The sequence below is a fragment of the Bradyrhizobium sp. 132 genome (assembly GCF_023074185.1).
Taxonomy (GTDB): Bacteria; Pseudomonadota; Alphaproteobacteria; order Rhizobiales; family Xanthobacteraceae; genus Bradyrhizobium.
This window is the reverse complement of record NZ_JADPKY010000141.1, coordinates 13,184-30,115: the sequence shown is the minus strand read 5'-3', so window position 1 is coordinate 30,115 and position 16,932 is coordinate 13,184. Positions and strand designations below refer to the sequence as shown.

6 protein-coding genes and 3 pseudogenes are annotated in these 16,932 nt (G+C 60.5%); 4 read left to right on the top strand and 5 right to left on the bottom strand.

The window, feature by feature from the left end; translation table 11 throughout:
* A partial coding sequence (locus IVA74_RS31120; RefSeq protein WP_247350639.1) for a hypothetical protein occupies window positions 1-199 on the bottom strand: 199 nt, incomplete at its 3' end.
* Between the two features lie 1,519 nt (window positions 200-1,718).
* On the opposite strand from IVA74_RS31120, the pseudogene IVA74_RS31115 reads away from it, so the two are divergent.
* From IVA74_RS31115 to xopAD, 4 genes and pseudogenes are all read left to right on the top strand, one after another.
* Window positions 1,719-1,991: pseudogene (locus IVA74_RS31115) on the top strand (hypothetical protein).
* 77 nt (window positions 1,992-2,068) lie between these two features.
* A pseudogene (locus IVA74_RS31110) lies at window positions 2,069-2,315 on the top strand (potassium-transporting ATPase subunit C); the annotation flags it as partial.
* A 105-nt stretch (window positions 2,316-2,420) separates the two neighbouring features.
* A pseudogene (locus IVA74_RS31105) lies at window positions 2,421-4,070 on the top strand (DUF4118 domain-containing protein); the annotation flags it as partial.
* Between the two features lie 1,755 nt (window positions 4,071-5,825).
* Window positions 5,826-13,817 (top strand): XopAD/skwp family type III secretion system effector, encoded by a 7,992-nt coding sequence (xopAD, locus tag IVA74_RS31100; RefSeq protein ID WP_247350637.1) that lies wholly within the window; start codon window positions 5,826-5,828, stop codon window positions 13,815-13,817.
* Window positions 13,818-14,156: 339 nt separating this feature from the next.
* Here xopAD and IVA74_RS31095 read toward each other — a convergent pair whose 3' ends face one another.
* The 4 genes from IVA74_RS31095 to IVA74_RS31080 all read right to left on the bottom strand — a co-directional run bounded on the left by IVA74_RS31095 (window position 14,157) and on the right by IVA74_RS31080 (window position 16,545).
* Entirely contained in the window at window positions 14,157-14,735 is a 579-nt protein-coding gene (locus IVA74_RS31095) for an aminodeoxychorismate/anthranilate synthase component II (protein WP_247350635.1), read from the bottom strand.
* 62 nt (window positions 14,736-14,797) lie between these two features.
* Window positions 14,798-15,517: an anthranilate synthase component I family protein gene (locus tag IVA74_RS31090; RefSeq protein ID WP_247350633.1), complete on the bottom strand. Its 720-nt coding sequence runs from the start codon at window positions 15,515-15,517 to the stop codon at window positions 14,798-14,800.
* 215 nt (window positions 15,518-15,732) lie between these two features.
* Window positions 15,733-16,080 (bottom strand): hypothetical protein, encoded by a 348-nt coding sequence (locus tag IVA74_RS31085; protein WP_247350630.1) that lies wholly within the window; start codon window positions 16,078-16,080, stop codon window positions 15,733-15,735.
* Between the two features lie 138 nt (window positions 16,081-16,218).
* Window positions 16,219-16,545, bottom strand: a complete 327-nt coding sequence (locus IVA74_RS31080; RefSeq protein WP_247350628.1) for a Dabb family protein — start codon at window positions 16,543-16,545, stop codon at window positions 16,219-16,221.
* Window positions 16,546-16,932 lie beyond the last annotated feature (387 nt).

Below are 16,932 nucleotides of genomic sequence, written 5' to 3'. Positions count from 1 at the left end.
CATAGTTGGCGGCAAGGCCCACGATCGAGGTGAAGCGCGTCGCTACCCATGGATCAGTGTCAGCCGCCAGAGGAATGGTCAGGCGGTATCGCTTGAGTTTATGTGCGGCGAGCGTCTTGAAGACGTCCTCGTCATTGATCTGGCGGTACGCCCCGGAGGCAAACATGGAGTGGCCATTGACGCCGATTTGAACTGTCAAGTCTTGTTCCTTGATTGCGCGAGGAAAGAAGAGTACGCCCGACGTTTTGCAGCAGATCTGATTTCGGGCGCGGCGGGGTAAAGGAGGAGAAACCCCCGCCGCAGTCGGGCCTTAGCAGTCGGTCGGCGCTCTGTGTCGCCGCTCCCTATTCTGTACTGCGAGTATGGTTGTATTTTGGCCTACTCTCCCCTGAGGGAGTGGACTCCGCGGACGTCCGAGACTGAAGGGAGCGGCGCGCGCCAAGCCGGGGCTTCCGTTTATTGGCGCCAGGATTGGGAGCCTCGGCCATGAGGTAGCTCGGTTGTCTCAATCCCTTGTGATCGCCCCAGTTGAGCTTCTGATCGCTCCCCTCGCCGCATGAGTGGGGGCAGTCAATGAATTCACAAGTCCAAGAGAGGATGCCCGTGAAAACGCTTCAGGAATCCACTCTTGCCATCGCCATCGTGGCAAGCACACTTGCGATCGCGGTGCCAGCGTGTGCAAATTCCGCGGCTTCGGAATAACCGGAGCGCCGTTCCGGCTCAAAGCTGTCGAACCAGGGGGAACCCTCATGATTTCCGGCCATCGGAAGGCGGTCGCGCTCTTTTCCTCCTATGCAGCGACCGGGGACCACACGCGTCTCGTCAGCTTCGCGCGGACCGCTCTGCCCCGTTTGCGGCACCACCTCTCAATGGCGCGCCGCCTCTAAGCGGGATACTCCAAAAGGTCGTCTGGCCAGGTCGCGGATGCGCTTAGCGGCCGGCCGTCGATCTCGCTGCGGCGTGCCTGTCAGTGACTTCTTTCGCGACTGAGCAACGCCGATTTCCGTCCGCACAGCTGGGCAACGGCTGGGACGGCATCAGTGCTGGCCGGCTCAGACGAGCTTGGAACGAGTCCTTCTCTGATGTGTTTGCGGGAACCGATGGGACGGTGCGACAAAGCCAAAGGATACCGTTATGAGCAACAACGCGCGCGACATATGTCGGCCTTCGGCACCTGCAGGAAGCCAATGAACAACTCAAGCGACTGAAGGACTGCCTGCAGGCTTGTGGGGAGAGCACCTCCAGTGCCAAGACAACGGCGCTACCGGCGAGGGCAAACCTGCAGGCCATGGCGCATGCGATGGCTGGACGAAATTCTGAACAATACGTTTACCAACAATGCTTTCGAGCCCTTCGAAATCGCTGCCTTATAAGTCTCTCCTGGCTCTCTGCCCCGCGACCGGAATGGATTCAGCGCGGCCGCCGCTCGAGGCGTCATCGAAGGAAGAGGAGCGGATGGTCCAATGGATAGACGCAAACGTACGGTGGAGTATGTGGAGCACGAGCAACGTGAGGCCGCCTGATCTTGCAGGTAAAGCCGGCGCATCGCCTTTGGTCAGCGGTGCTGGCGATACCATGGTACGGAGGATTGCACTCGGGCAATTGCCCTTCCGGCATTTGGTTAACTTTGCGCCCGGTCGGAACGCGCTCTGGAGGAGCGCGTTCGTTCTGATGAGGCATAATTCCTGGTTAAGGAGGGAAACACAATGAAGCGGATCATGACCGCAATCACGGTTTTATCTCCAGCGGCATCCGGGCAAACGAACAAGCCAGATGTCTCATCTGCTCCGAGTGCGCAGAACTCCGGCGCCGGAATACCAGGTCAGCCGGGTAACAAGAACGGTCCTGCTGTCAAACCATGAGAGACGGTTGGCTCCAGCTCCGCGACAGACCACCGCAATCCGACGGTTCAGGCGCAGGACCCATCTAACGTTAAAGGGTTGCCGGGAAGTAAGAGCGGCCCGCCTGCCAAGCAGCCGTCTCGCGACTAAGCGGATCTGAAGCAGGGGCCACGTCGCAGTATCTGGAGCGCGAATACTCTGGCCGGCATAGTGGCGCAGTCAGCTCGACCAGCAAGGCCCTGGCCGACCGGGTCAAGGAAGATACCTCGAGAAGTGAAGGCCGAAAACCCTGGTGGGTCCGTTCCGGTCGAGCTCGTTACCACCTCGGCCAGCGGGCTCGATCCGGATATTTCGCCGGAAAACTTCCGCGCCTTCGCCACCCGCGGCACCGGAATAGGGCGGCTCTTGCTGGGCGAGCCCCGGGTTAACGTTCTGGCCCTCAATCTGGCGCTGGATGCCGCGGCGTCCAAATGAGACCAGCTAGGCCGAGCCCAGTGTGAGGACTATCCGGTGTCAGGACTATATTGCCGTATGGTTTAAGCCGGCCACGATCATGAAAAAAGACCCGCGCCGGACGCGTTGCTGGAGGCCGCGCGGCGGGAGGGCGATCAAGCCGGAAAACTGAAGATCTTCGTCGGTGCCGCACCCGGTGTCGGCAAGACCTATGAGATGCTGCAAAGCGCGCATGCAAGGCTGAAGGCGGGCATCGATGTCGTCATCGGTGTGGTCGAAACCCACGGGCGGCCCGAGACCGAAGCGCTGCTGAAGGGGCTGGAAGTGCTGCCGCGCAAGCGGCTGAGCTACAAGGACCAGACGCTGGAGGAAATGGACCTCGACGCGCTGATCGCGCGCCGTCCGCAGATCGCCCTGTCGACGAACTCGCTCATACCAGCGCGCCGGGCAGCCGTCATCCCAAACGCTATCTCGATGTGGAGGAGTTGCTGTCCCGTGGCATCGACGTCTACACGGCGGTCAACGTCCAGCACATCGAAAGCCTCAATGACGTGGTCGCGCAGATCACGCATGTACGGATGCGCGAAACCGTACCGGACAAGATGTTCGACCGCGCCGACGCGATCGAGCTGATCGATCTCACGCCCGACGATCTGGAGCATTATTTCTCGCCGGGCAATCTGACCGCGCTGCGCGAGCTGGCGTTGCGCCGCACCGCCGAGCGGGTCGACGAGCAGTTGCTCACCCACATGAAGGCCAATGCCATTGCCGGTCCCTGAGCCGCGGGCGAGCGCATTTTGGTGTGCCTCAGCGAGGATCCGCGCGCCGCGGGCCTGGTGCGCTACACCAAGCGGCTGGCGGACCGGCTGCATGCGCCCTGGACCGCGGTCACCATCGAGACGCGGCGCAGCCTGCAACTGACCGACGGGCCGCGCGACCGATTGGGCCGACACGATGCGGTTGGCCGAATCGCTCGGCGGCGAGTCCATCGCCATTCCCAGTGTCGGCCGCCGCATCGCCGATGATGTCGTTCAGTTCGCCCATGCCAATAACGTGACGCAGATCATCATCAGCAAGTCGACGCGCCCATGGTGGTTCGAGCTGATGCGCGGTTCGGTGGTGCATGATCTGGTGCGGCGCGCCGGCAATATCAGCGTCAATGTCATTGCCGGCGAGGAACTCGCCGCCGAGCCTGTTCCAAAGAAAACGGTACGCAACGCGGAACGATCCAAACCGTTCGATCCAAAACCGTAGGATGATGGTGCTGCTGGTCGTGGCCGTCGGCCTTGCGCCAGCGTCGCGGCCTCGCTGTGCTACAATTTCTTCTTCCTGCCGTCGATCTACACCTTCACGATCACCGAACCGACCAACGTTGCCGCCTTCTTCTTCTTCATGCTGATTGCGATCCTGGTCTCCAATGTCGCGGCGCGGGTCCGCACCCAGGCGGTTACGGCGATCGGCAGGCTCCGCACCACCGAATCGCTCTACGCCTTCAGCCGCAAGCTTGCGGGCACCGCGACGCTGGACGACGTGCTGTGGGCGACCGCCCATCAGACCGCGCTGATGCTGAAAGTACGCGTCGTGCTGCTGCTGCCGGAAGACGGCGTGCTCACGGTATCCGGCTATCCGCCTGAGGATGAACTCGACAGGGCCGACCTTGCAGCGGCGAACTGGACCTGGTCCAACGATCGCCCGGCCGAACGCGGCTCGGATACGCTGCCGGGCGCCAAGCGGCTGTTTTTGCCGACCGGCCGCGGGCTGATCGGCGTCATCGGCACCCTCGTCGACTGCGTCGAGCGGCCCGACCTGGCGGCGGGCACCGAAGAACTCTCTAACGCGCTACAGACCGTGCGCGCCCTCGACGACCAAGCTCGTCGGGTTGACGACAGCTCGCGAGAACCAGTCGCTCGCTGGTATCCTCGGTTGCTGGCTGGAGAGCCGTCGCGAAGACCTCTTCGTCGACGAACTCCGCGGAAAATTGCTGACCGTCGTGAAGAGCGACATGTTCGACAAGGACGGCCGCCCGAAGCCTGGTGCGAGCTCGTGCTGGCCGAATGGCAAGAACGACTGGCGCCCTTGTTCGAACATGATCGCGGCGAGATGTCGTTCCTTGATGCTCTCTACGAAGAGGGACGGATCGACGTCAGCAGTCTCCAAGGCGATGCCGCCGTCAAGCACGCGATAGAGAACTTCCCCGCGCTGCAATGGAAGGCTCTGAACATCAGGAATCACGACGCCGGTCTTCCGCGCTTGTGGGCAGGCTCCGACGTTACGCCAGAGGGAGAGTAGAAGTTCTCCTTATTTGTCACACCAGGACGAAACGGGAGGGTGGGAGAACGGCGGCGGATGCCCGTTTCCGTAATCTCTTCGTCCCAGCCAGCTCAAGACGCTCCTCAGATAAGGTGACAGCGCCCGATCGCAGGCCCAGGCGGCCTGACCTGCGGCCTTCGCCGGCCGGTGTAGGCCGCAGCCCGATTCATTAACGCTTGAGCCAGGTCTCGGATTTTCTTTATCGGTCCGGGAGAACGCCTCCGTCAGCCAATCGTCAGCCAGACGGTCTATCTAGGCCTGCCGCGCCTCATCAGCCTGAACCCAATGCAAACGCAGGAGTGCCAATCATCATGTATGGTCGAATTGGTGCCTCGTTCGATGTCCACTACGGTGGCGAAGCTGACGAAGCGAATCAGTCGGGAGCCACCGGGCAAACGGACGTAGGAAGCCAAAGATTCGCGAACCTGTTTGCCCGGATGCATTTGGCCGGAGTGGTTCTACCGGCAATTCATCTTCGCGTAGATGGACGAAGAACGGTCCCGGTGAAAGGCAGCGCGCAATCAAACCTCCACTCTGTCTCTGAAAAACTGAGGATAGCGAGTGCGGCGTGATGCGATCGCGTGCCAGTCTCGGCCGATCTTGGGCTGCTGGCGTGTACTTTGGCCAGGATCTAGGCCGCGCCGTCTCGGGTCCGGGCTGACCATGACGGTTGCCGAAAACATGCCGCAGGTTCCTCAGACCTCATGCCATGCGCCATCTGGGCGATTGCACTTATGGGCCAAAGCCTTGATACACCATGGCTGAGCGACATCAGCCCGCAACATCATAAGCAGCGATTCTCGCCTTTATCAGAGATGGAATATGACGGGCATTGGCCGATCTGGCAGATCGCGCATTGGGGATGCTGGAGCCGGATCGAGCAGTTCACGCTCGCACTCAAGCCTAGCCCCTGGGGAAGGCAGTCAATCGTTCGATTCCGTCGTGGAGCGGATGCGCTCTGGGCCCCAAGATAGAGGGACGCCCTCCGCTAGCATGGCGCGCGGTGCCGACGATGCCCTTGGCGACAGGTCTTCCGGTCCCTCCGTTGGCCCAGATCGAATCCTAGGCGCTGCGCCACGTGCAGTCACTGCGCGGCGGCGCGGCTTTCCCTCAGTGTCGGAGGGTGGAGACACAACGCCGGTCGCCAGCCAGCCGCCAACTTCGGGTGTGGCAGTCTCCATTTCCTCATCAGAGGAAGAAATCAACGCAACAAAGCGACACATGGATCGCCTGGTTGAGGAACTTGACGCTTGCCGTAATGCGGCCTTGCACGCCCAGAACTCGGAGGAGGCGCAAGAGCTGAGCGATCGGTTCATCAAAGCAGGTTCGGCAGTTCTGGAGTACTACGCGAGGCTGCGCCCGGCCGTGGCGCGGAGCATTCTGTCCGACGCTGAGGTCCGTCGATACCGCTATGCCGTGCTCGATGCGGCCCACCAATGCAACGCACTGGCCTCATCGACTATCGCCGCCTTGCAAGAGCGCAGAAAGAATTCGGCAGCCCTGTTCCAGCGGATTTTCGAATCCAACGCTACCCCCGACCAGCTGAGCCGAGTGGCTTCCAGTGTGGCGAAGGAGCATGCGGCTTGCATGGAGTGGTGGGGAAAGAAGCTGTTGCGCTCGGAACGGATGGTGTCCGTCTGCGAGGCCACCGCCAACTTGCCAAGCACGACGCCCGAGATGCGGAAGCCCGAAGAGGCCGCACTACGCCTGAATACCGGCTTGGTACTTCATGCGGGGTACATGCGTCTGCAATCGCGGATTGCGCTCGCGCAGCTTATGATTGAGTCTCAGGCGAGCACGTTTGAACCGGCCGTGAGGGACGCCCTCATGGGTGAGAACGGGGGGGTGCATCTGCTCGGGACCTTTGTCCACGATGTTAATCCGGCATTCCTCTCGACGGAGGAAGCCGTTCTGCACAACGACGGAGCGGCACTCGACGCAGAGCACTGCACCGTTCTGGAAGGAGTCATGGAACGGCTTTCGGAATTTGCGTTGGCGTTGCACGACGACATCCTTGCCAAGCTAAGCGATAACCGAACAGGTGCCAGCCTGCCATTCGAACTGTTGGGCCAGATCGTAGACGACGCACGGATCACTGCGCACGAGGTCATGCACTTCCTGGCACTGCAGCTGAAAACGTCAGCCATCATTGCATCGCCTGCCGACGCTGGCGCTACGGTACCGGCCGACACTGCCGGCAAGGCAGCGGCGGCCAAAGGCACCGCTGCGCGCAGGGAGGGGAAAGGCAACCGCAAGCCGGCTGCTGATGCCGCGAGTTCGGCCGGGCGGCCCGAGCCGCAAGTCGCCGCGGGCGACAGCGACACCGCGCCAGCGGACAAGGTTCTCGTGCGCTCGGATCCAGGTACGAAGAAGCTTGTGAGCGCCAAGGAGGCGCATGCGAGTGCGTCGTCGGCGGCGGCACACTCGGCGGTCTGGCAGGCCCCGGCATCGACGGAGGCGTTGGCGCCACTGGTCAAGCGGTCGGACGAACTTTTGCAGTTCGATCTGGCTGGTCAGCAAAGGACCGTCTCGCAAGCGCGCCAGATGAAGCCCGAGGACGCCGATCACGTAGTGGGCATCGTGGTCGAGCGCCTGCAGACGCAGCCCGCCGAGATGCAGGCCTGTCTGGACCCGCTGGAAGAGCCTGGTCGACGCGGCCTGCTCACGCCTGCGCATGTGCACGAAGTGCACGAGAAAACAGTCCGGCTCAAGATGAAGTTGTCCGAGGCGCAGGGACTGGCGAAGGCGGCGAACCCGGAATCAAGTCTTGCCCCTGGGGAAGGCAGCCAATCATTCGATTCCGCCGAGCGGATGCACTCTGGGCCTCAAGATAGAAGGAAGTCCTTCGCTCGCATTGCGCGCGGTGCCGATGATGCCCTTGGCGACAGATCTTCCGGACCCTCCGTTGGCGCACATCGGATCCTGGGCGCTGCGCCAGGTGAAGCCACTGCACGACGGTGCGGTTTTCCCCCAGTGCCGGAGGGTGGAGCGCCAGGTCGAGAAGAAACCTTTTTAGGTTCTGATGACAAACCCTGGCTCGGCAATAAAGGATCCAGAAGCTCGCAACCAGACACGGTGCTACCCCATAGGCAAACGGAGTCCGACCCGGGTGCAGGACCGGGAAGGCGGCGTTTCGTCCATGTAGCCGAACAGAGCTTCAAGCGTGGATACTCGGAAAACCTACTTAATAACGCTTTACATGACATTTCCTTCGCTGGCGACATCACTAAATTCTCGTGCGCTGTGGTGGAGTATGACAGGAAGCTGCAGGGTCGAGCGGACCACGCAACATTCCTGCAAAAGGCCGCTTCCGAGTTCAAACGCGAATTTGTCCCAAGATGGGAACAAGATATCCGCGCCCGGAATACATGGGGGTACGCCACCTCATGCAACACCATGAGCCGGGAGGCTGGAGGTCAGGCAGGCGTGGAAGCGTGCAGGGCCATGGCAGCTCAGGTGTCGAGCCTCGGCAATGCACTAAACGACGTCGAAAGCAAAACGCTTTCCCTATTCGTATTGTCGTTCAGTCGATATCCCGGGGTGGCGGAATGTCGCAATGGAATGATCCGAATCGCCAGATTTTTTCGTGAGCAACGCGGAGCACTTTCGGAGCTCAACGCTCAAAGTCTCGCTCTGCTGGTCAACGGCTTCAGCAAGTGCCCGGAACAGGAGAACTCTCGTGAGGCCACAATAGCAGTTGCCGCTGAGATTCGACGCCGCGCTCCCGGGCTCTCTGATTTTGGTCCGCAGAGCCTGGCTATCGTGGTGAACGGTTTGAGCAAGTGGCCGGAAGAGGCGGAGTGTCACGGTGCTATAAGGGCAATTGCCAGCGAGGTCCGTCACCGCGCGGGCCGCCGCGACGTCTGGCTCTCTGACTTTGGTCCGCAGAACTTGGCTACCGTGGTGAACGGTTTGAGCAAGTGGCCGGAAGAGGCGGAGTGTCGCGGTGCAATGAGGGCAATCGCCGTCGAGGTCCGTCGCCGCGCGGGTCGCCGCGATGTCTGGCTCGCTGATTTTGATCCACAGGCGTTGGCGAACCTGGTGAACGGCTTCAGCAAGTGGCCGCAGGACTGTCGAGATGCTATAGTTCAAATCGCCGTCGAGGTCCGTTACCGCGCGGGCCGCCGCGATGTCGGGCTCTCTGATTTTGATCCACAGGCGTTGGCGAACTTGGTAAACGGCTTCAGCAAGTGGCCGCAGGACTGCCGAGACGCTATAGTTCAAATCGCCGACGAGGTCGTCCATCACCGCGGCGACCGGCTCTCCAATTTTACTCCCCAGCACTTGTCGAACCTCGTGAACGGCTTCAGCAGTTGGCCGGAGGGGGCGAAGTGCAACGACGCTATACTTGCAATCGCCGACGAGGTTCGTCGCCGCGCTGGCCGAGCGGACCGGCTCTCCAGTTTTACTCCCCAGCACTTGTCGAGCTTGGTGAACGGCTTCAGCAGGTGGCCGGAAAGGACAGACTGCCGCAGCGCTATAGTTGAAATAGCCGACGAGGTCCGTCGCCGCGCCGACCGGCTGTCTGGGTTTGATCCGCAGGGTCTGGCGAACCTGGTGAACGGTTTCAGCAAGTGGCCTGATGAGACGGGCTGTGGCGACGCCACGCTGGCGATCGCCGGTGAGGTCTGTCGCCGCGCCGACCGGCTATCTGGGTTTGATCCGCAGGGTCTGGCGAACCTGGTGAACGGTTTCAGCAAGTGGCCTGACGAGACGGGCTGTGGCGAAGCCACGCTGGCGATCGCCGGTGAGGTCTGTCGCCGCGCAGACCGGCTTTCTGGGTTTGATCCGCAGGGTCTGGCGAACCTGGTGAACGGTTTCAGCAAGTGGCCACAAGAGGAGAACTCACGTCACGCCACCGCTGTGATCGCCGGTGAGGTGCTTCGCCGCGCCGACCGGCTCTCCGATTTTACCTCTCAGCACCTGGCGAATCTGGTGAACGGCTTTAGCAAGTGCCCACAAGAGGAGAACTCACGTCAGGCCACCGTTGTAATCGCCCATGAGGTCCTTCGCGCCGACCGGCTGTCTGATTTCACTCCGCAGGGTCTAGCAAACCTGGTGAACGGTTTCAGCAAGTGGCTGCAAGAGCAGGACGCTCGCCAAGCCACAGTCGCGATTGCCAACGAGGTCTCTCGCCGTGACAACCGGCTCTCTGATTTTACTCCGCGGGAACTGGCGATCCTGGTGAACGGCTTTAGCAAGTGGCCGGAAGAGGCGGTGTGCCATGGGGCGATAATCGACATAGCGGGCAAACTCGGCTCGGGAGACCTCCGATTCGGAGCGTTCACCACAACTCAGCTCAGCATGATAGCCAATGCTCTCGGGCGAGGTGTCACGAGGGGAGAGGGCACTGGAGAGATCATACAGACCGCTCTGCTGAAGAATCGGCTGCACGGTATGGCCCACTACCTTCACTATGCCAGTGATCGCCTGGAGCAGACCCAGGTTCTGAACATCGCCATGATTTTCAAAGCGCTGGCTAAGGCTCAATTGTTTGACGATCTCGGTTTGCTCGCACGCACGGGGTTAGACCGGCTGGCGGAACTGCATCGTGCCCCTGGCTTTGCCGCTGAGAACGACCTCGAAACCATGGGTACTCTCTGCGTCGCTCTCCTGCCGCTGGCGCGCAGCCCGCACCTGCGCTGGCACCGGAGGCGGGCTTTAAACTTGCTGAACGACATTCAACCGATCGTCGAGCACAAGATCGAGGGGCATCTCAAAGCAAGCGATGCCGAGCGAGACCGAGGGCCGTACTCGAGCCGTTGCCCCGCCTTGTCGATCTATCAAACGCTCAAGGCCCGTGCGGTTTTCGCGGCATTGTTCCGCCGGCCCTATGTCGAAGGCAAGAAGTCCGATTTGCGGGTGAGGCAGGAAGAGCTGCAGCGCAAGACTAAGGAGATTTTGGACAAAACGGGCGGCCTCGTCGGAGGCGATCTTTCCAACATGAGCTGGAACCTGATGGCGGAGATCGCGGCGGAGAGTCCGGTCGATGCGCTGGACACGTTCTTGGCGCAGAATGCGGCGACGGTCCAGGCCCAACATCCAGCGTCCGTGTTCGACGTCCATCAGGTGTTGCGAACCATGGCCCACGAGCCCAGACCTCCGCAGGGTGACGCGGGACTTATGCAGTTGTCAGTGGTGGACATGCAGGGCCGGCCAGTGGCCACGGAGCCCGAGACACGCTATTCGATTTTTCATCGCCTGACCTCGGGGGTTTTGCCCGTCGTCGCGGTCCAGCTGCCAGGAAAGCCGAGCGCGTTCATGCTGGCGCGTACGGTCACCGTCGAGGGTGTGCCATACCGCATGGACCTGTTCGGCGGAAGCAAGTTAAAGCCGCCCAAAAAGCCCGTGTCGCAGATCGCCGGCCGCCTTCCAGGTGTGGCGAGGGCAGAGTCTTCGGGGGGAAAGCTGCTGGCGATTCCGTATGCCGAAACGGCGCCGGGCACAGCGTTCGAGCAGCTGTCACGTGCCTGGGCCCCTTTCAAAGAGGCATACTATTACACTCAGCGCAGGGGTTTTGCCGCGCCGCCGGCAATCAAGGACCTAGGTCCTCGGGACTACGCGCTGGAGGGCGCCTTCAAACTGTCGCTGCTGCCGGACCGTCCTGCCAGCGAGGAGCATCCCTTCAAGCTGACTGGGCCAGAAGGCCCGATCGCCTTGCGGCCGCATGATGGTTGCGGTTTTATCAAGGCCTCGCTGGCCAACCGTATGCCAGCTGTAAATCGCGCCCGCCGACAGGAAGGTCCTGATCGGGTGCCTGCCTTTGCTGAGGGAAGAAGAATGTCCGTTCCCGCATCGGCGCTGCAACACTATCCCCGAAGCGAGCCGGTGACCGATGAGGCGCGGGAGAAGGCCAAAACCTGGCTCGAGAGCAGACAAGGGCGAGAGTTGACGTCTGAAGAGTTGTTTCGCACCGTGACGGCCGGACACATCGACGGTCCCGGCGCGGTTGCCGTACCGTCCAGCGATGACTGTCTCCATGTGCCGACGCTCAAGAGCGAGACGTTGATGGGGGCGAGCGGCGTGCTGATCGGGCGCTCGCCCTACGACAAGCCCAATCTGCGCCCGTTTGCCGCCGAGCGAATCAAGTCGGCCGTTGAGGGGGACCCGACCGCTGTGTTCCTCGAAAACTGCACAGCCATCCAATACAGCTTCAATGTCGCGCAGAAGTCGGGGAAGGAACTGGCGGGCGACGATCCGACTTTTTTTGCCAAAGGCATTCTGATGGTTGTGCCGGATAAGATGTGGCCGGCCGGCTACGCCGACCGTGGGCTGGTGTTGTCTGCCGAGGACGTCAAATGCCATTCGAGCTGGACCTCGAGCAAGGACCGCGCCAAGGTGGACACGCCGCTCGAGTGCGTCGGCATCCTGCAGGCTACCGAGGTGTTCGCTCCGGGCTCGTTGGTTGCCGTCCCGATCGGGGAACAGAAAAAACTTGACGGAGACTTCGACGGGGACACCGTCGTCATTGTCGGCGACCGGCCGCAGCTTTATGAGCATGTGCGCCAGTTCGATCGCAAGGAGCAAGCTCTCGGACTTCCGTCGCTGAAGCCGCCAAAGTCGCATACCCCCGCGCTTGAGGGCGACAATTACCAGTTCGGTCGCGCCCGCCAGATCCTCGCCGCCACGCAGGATGTCCTGGGAACCTATAGCTGCCTGCAGCGAAACTTTCTGGCTCAATCCCATGAAGCACAACGCTGGTTTGCCGAGCGTGCTGTCTTTGGCACCTATGAGGGCGTTCACCACGAGCTCAGGCGAGAGATCCGTCAGCTGTTGGGCCAGGAAGAGGTGAGTAGCCACGATATCCAGAACACGTTTGCGAGAGCGAGGAGCGAGATTGAGGTCGCCAAACATCTGGTTGCTCGCGAAATGGCCGAGTTGCTCGTCGACGACCTAGCGGCATGGGCAGTGAAGCCGAATGAGCAACCCCTGCCCGAAACAATCGAAAGTTCGAACGCCGCAAACCCGAGCCTCAGCGTAAGGCTCTGCAACCTTTTCCCGGATCTGGCGGAGACCTATCCGGCAACGACTCAGCCACGAGACCGCATCCAGCTTTTACTCGACCACTATCCTCCTCGCATCGATCCCCGCCCGGATGGTTACAATGCGGACGACCTCGTAAAAAGCGCAAACAACTTGCTGAGCCTCGGCATCAAGGTCGGCACCGACGCCTATAAATCCGATACTGGCGCCAACCTCTTTTTCCAGAAGAGCAGTCATCTTCAGCGGCTCCTCTACAAGACGCCGGGCTTGAAGTCCGTGCCCTACGTCAAGGGCGTGGCGGCGACCCTCGCCCGCGGAAGGTTTGATGTCGATGCGACCTTGGAGGATCTGAGGGACAACCCCACTCTGGCGGCTTCAATCATGGAGACCTCGATCAAACTCGCTGCGGAGCAGGGCATTTTGCGCAAACCGTCCGGCCTCCGGCCAGCCGCTGACGATGCTGACATGATCACGCTGACCCGCGAGCAGGCCTCAGAACGCGCTCAAAATGAGGCTGGCCGAGCTATAGCCGAAGAGAGGAAAATCACCGCAGCGGCACGCGAGGTTGCCGGAATCCTTGCGCAAGCCGGCATCGAGGTGAAGATGCCCCATCTGGAGCGCCGCTTGAAATCGCATGCCTCCATGACAGATCAGCTCACCGGAATGAGCATCCCACCCAGCAGCGCCCCACAGCTCTTCAGCAACGCGGTACGCCACGTCTTAGAAATTCCTGACAAGGATTTTACACGTGCCTTCAAGAAAGCCATGCTGGCCTTCGAGGAGCGGGACTACACCGAACGCCAGACAACCAACTGGTTCAGAATGCGCAGTCCGACTTTCGTCGGCATCAAGACAGTGCTCACCACGGCGGACTCTTATCGCTTCGAAGTGGAGTTCCACACGCCAGGCAGCTATCAAGCCAAGCTTGCCAATCACGACAGCTATAAAATTCTCGGCAGGCTGCGGCGGCAATCAAGGGAGGATGCTTTGGAGCAAGCTCAGGCCGAGAAACTGGTGCAGCGGACGAGAGAGGTTTGCACAGAGATTGCGATCCCCGACGGCGCCCTGGGCATACCCCACTGGGGAGCCGAAGGAGATCGTAAGGACGGTGCCGCTGCGGCATTTGGATTGCGAGCTTTCGATGAATCAAGAATGCCCGAGATCGCCAGGTCAACGGAGGCAAGAGAGATTATCGCGGCGACTTGTTCACACCGCGCAAAACCAGGGTGAGCCGCAGCTCCCCTGTGCGGTTCTGACCGGAATGGTATCGCCGATGTGCGGAAGCGAACAGAACAGCCATTTTGCCTGTGAGTAAGCTCGCGCTCGCTTGGCCCTTCTAAGGTTCAAGCGCCTCCAGCGGCCTCGGCCTCCACGCCCCCAAAAGTCCCCATGGCCGAGGCCGTCTTTAAGGCTACCGATGGCCCCATGGCGCCGATGGACCCTTCGACATTCAAATGGAAAGTTCCGAACCTCGGCGCCGAGCCGGCCACAGACGCCTCAAACGAACCGCGGCTCGACGTCCGACAACCGAAACGAACGCTATGGCTGCACCAGTCCTCTCCGGCCGCCTTAAGGAAGCTCTGCAAGTCGTAGGAAGTTTGCGAACAGTACGTCCCCTTGTGGGGTGAGTATCGACTCTGGATGGAACTGCACGCCATATGTTGGTTGATCGCGATGGGCGAGGGCCATGAGTTCCGCATCATCCGAGCGTGCTGTCACCGTCAGGTGACGGGCAGATGAAGGATCCAATTCGACGATAAGCGAATGGTAGCGCCCCACACGAAGTGGAGACGGTAGTTCTTTGAAAAGCCCGCCGCCTTCATGTGTGACATACGAGGACCGACCGTGCATAGGACGACGGGCGCGCGTTACGCGTGCGCCGAACACCGTCCCAATGCACCGGTGTCCGAGACAAATCCCGAGAATTGGCACCTGACCCGAAAGTTCACGAACGACGGCTGTCGATATTCCAGCCTCAATTGGAGTGCACGGACCGGGGGAGATGACAACCGCGCGGGGCCTGAGGTCAGCAAGTTCGCTCACGTCCATCGCGTCGTTCCGGACGACACGTGTTGCTGCACCAAGCTTGCGAAAATATCGCGCAATGTTGAAGACGAAAGAGTCGTAGTTGTCGATAATGACAATCAAGATGCACCGGCGTCTTCAGCAATGAATGCGCGAAAATGCGCTCTGCCTTTGCAAGGCTCTCCTCATATTCGGCGGCCGGATCGGACATTGCTGTTATCCCGGCCTGCATGGAAGACGGCCTGGCCGTCGCCGATCGTTACGGTGCGAATGGCAATATTTACATCCATATGTCCATTGAATCCTATGTAGCCTATGGCCCCGCAATACACCTCTCGCGCCACACGCTCGATATCCAAGATAATTTCCATCGAGCGTACCTTGGGAGCTCCGGTAACTGAGCCGCCGGGAAAGCAGGCCCTAAGTAGGCCTACGGCATCCTCTCCGTGTGCTAGCTCACCCGTAACGACGGACACGAGATGGTGCAGTGAGGCATAGGACTCGAGATTGCATAAGGACGGGACGTGGACTGATTCAGGCGTGCAAACGCGCGAGAGATCATTGCGCAGGAGGTCGAGGATCATGGTGTTCTCGGCGCGGTCTTTCTCCGAATGTACCAGCGTCTCAGCGCGACGCCGGCCTTCCTCGCAATCAGCAAAACGCGCCACCGTCCCCTTGATAGGTCGCGTTTCGACCTGTCGCCCGTCAAACTTTAGGAAACGCTCGGGCGAGCTCGATGCAATGGTGAGCTTGCCATACCGAAGAAGGGCGGCAAAGGGAGCCGGATTCATTTTCCGCAGCTGACAATAGAAGGCTATCGGATCGAACGAGTTCGCCAGGCGAGCGCTGAAGCGCTGCGCAATGTTGACCTGGAAGGCGTCACCCGACAGAATGAGATCAATCACGCGCTGTACCGCCGCGATGTATCCCTGGCGACTGAAGTTTGAATGCCATGAGCCGGCCTCGCCTGGTTTAAAATCAGGAGGAGGGGCTGAGACTGTAAGCAGCCCAGCAAATCCTTCGGCTCTTTGGCGAGCTCTCTCACGCCGGCGAACTGGATCCTGCTCCGGCCACCCGGTAGAAAGGATCCAGCATCTATCATGGCGATGATCGAAGCTTATCACGACGTCGTAAAGATGTAGGAGTGCCTGAGGCAAGCGATGCCCCCGATGGTCGGCACCGGCAATCGCTCCAGTGTCCTGTTCAGCTCGTATCCAAAAAAGCCGGCGGCGCCGCCCTGGAATGCCCGGAGATCGGCGCGATGTATTTGCGGATAGTTGGCTAGCAGAGCGCGAAGTGCCGCCCACGGATCGCCCACAATGGACTCTCCGTTGCAAATACCTCTCCCGTCCGCGATGATGTAAGTGCTGAAGGGATCGCACGTCACATACGAGTACTGCCCGAGCACCGCGTGTCTCGATGCGCTATCCAGGAACGTGAGGTGCCTCCGATGCGCGAGGCGTCGCATGGCTATGAGGGCTCATTCCACTGCAGTTCCAATACATGCATTAGTCTGTCGCTCAGCGATACATGGCCGATTGTAATCCCGTCCGGCGAAGGCGTGCTTCATGGGCACCCAAAACCCCCTACTTGCCTGCCAGGTTAATTACGCCCGCGGGTAGGGCCTGCCAAATGGCTCCGCATCTGTTGACATGCTGTAATCGGCCGCGAGACGTAGCTCTCGGAGCGGTCTTACCTGCCGGATCGACTCCTGGTGAAGCCCGTGCGCCTTATAGGCTACGAGTTCGACTTCGTCGTCGAATTCACCGTAGACGATCACGTCAATTTCGTTGCCAAGCCGGTCACTCTTGCGGTTGCGAGCGACCTCAAGCCGGCGTGCGTGCGGGATTTTGGCGAGTACGGAAAGGCCGTCGACTATTTTGTCGACATGCGCCTTATCTTTTGCGGTGAAGAATACGATGTGTCGAATCATAGATGACCGTCGGTAATCGCGAACTGCGGTTTGACTTCGCCCAAAGCGACAGATGCCTCATCGCAAAGTCTGCAAGCCTCGGGCAGCCGTTCAGATGCCACTGCAGGGCAGGCGCCCTGCACCATCGCGGTGGCGGGTGTTTAGCTAGCTGTTCTTCCTCCGCTATTACACAAGGTAGACAATCTCTGAGACGAAATTCTGCATCGAAGTAAGGAACCGCCTGATCATAGTCGCTAGGACAACTTCAGTAGATGCTTCCGTCGACGGTCATTAGCTTCGCGCGGATCTCGTGCATGAAACGGTCTCACTTGCAGGATCGGCGCATAAGAACTGCAGCAAAATGCGCTCCTTCGTTGAACACAGGCAGGGTCACCAAACAGAAGGGGG